Source organism: Psychrobacter immobilis, assembly GCF_904846185.1.
GTDB classification, from domain to species: Bacteria; Pseudomonadota; Gammaproteobacteria; order Pseudomonadales; family Moraxellaceae; genus Psychrobacter; species Psychrobacter immobilis_B.
Genome location: NZ_CAJGZQ010000062.1, coordinates 1 through 958 on the forward strand (window position 1 = coordinate 1; position 958 = coordinate 958).

Here is a 958-nt window from a genome sequence, read left to right on the forward strand (position 1 = left end):
AATAGCCCTGATTACTGCTCAAAGCAGTAATCTTAAAAAAAATAGCAAGACACCTTCCTAAGGGTGGCAAGACCGACAGTCACTATCGCAGACTACAGCGATTTTTTGCCGAAGCGAGGATAGACTACGATCAACTGGCTTTAATGATATATCGACTATTTGGGCTAGGCAAACTCACCTTAACCATTGACCGCACCAACTGGAAATGGGGTAAAAGTAACCTCAACATCTTTATGCTAGGGGTGGTATATAAAGGGATAGCCATCCCCTTATACTGGCAAATGCTAGATAAGCGAGGTAATACAAACCATCTTGAACGCTGTGAACTTATTGAGCGGTTTATCAAACAATTTGGCAAAGATAACCTTGAGATGATAGTAGCGGACAGAGAGTTTGTTGGCGAAAAATGGTTTAACTGGCTCACCAATAATCACATACCCTTTACCATACGGATTAAGAAGAACAGTAAAGTTAAGAATCATCATGGCAAGTTGGTACAGATTAAAGAGTTATTACGCCATGTTAGCCATCAAGAAACATATCGACATGGACGAATACTGACTGTCGATGGTTGTTTGGTTCGAGTATTTGCCAAGCGTGATAAAGACTACGGTTTAGTGATTGTGGCCACCAATCAACTAGAAACAGTGGATGCGATGACAAGCTATGCTAAGCGTTGGGAGATTGAGACTTTATTTGCTTGTCTAAAGGGCCGTGGCTTTAATCTTGAAGATACCCACTTAACCCATCTTGATCGGGTCAGTAAATTAGTCGCAGTGAACGCCTTAGCATTTTGTTGGGCTTATCAAGTCGGTATTTATAAAGACAAAAATAAGCCGTTAAAGCGCAAGTTAAAGTCAAACGCTCGACCTCAAGCCAGTTTGTTTGCGCTTGGCCTGGATGTGTTGATTGAGGGCCTTCACTTGGTGTTCTTTAACAATGATAAGACTGTATTTCG

Annotated in this window: 1 protein-coding gene; it reads left to right on the top strand. The window is 41.4% G+C overall.

Going from position 1 to position 958, the window contains the following annotated elements; genetic code table 11:
• Positions 1-41: 41 nt before the first annotated feature.
• On the top strand, positions 42-958 hold a 917-nt coding region (locus JMW94_RS14700; RefSeq protein ID WP_227685546.1), incomplete at its 3' end, for an IS4 family transposase.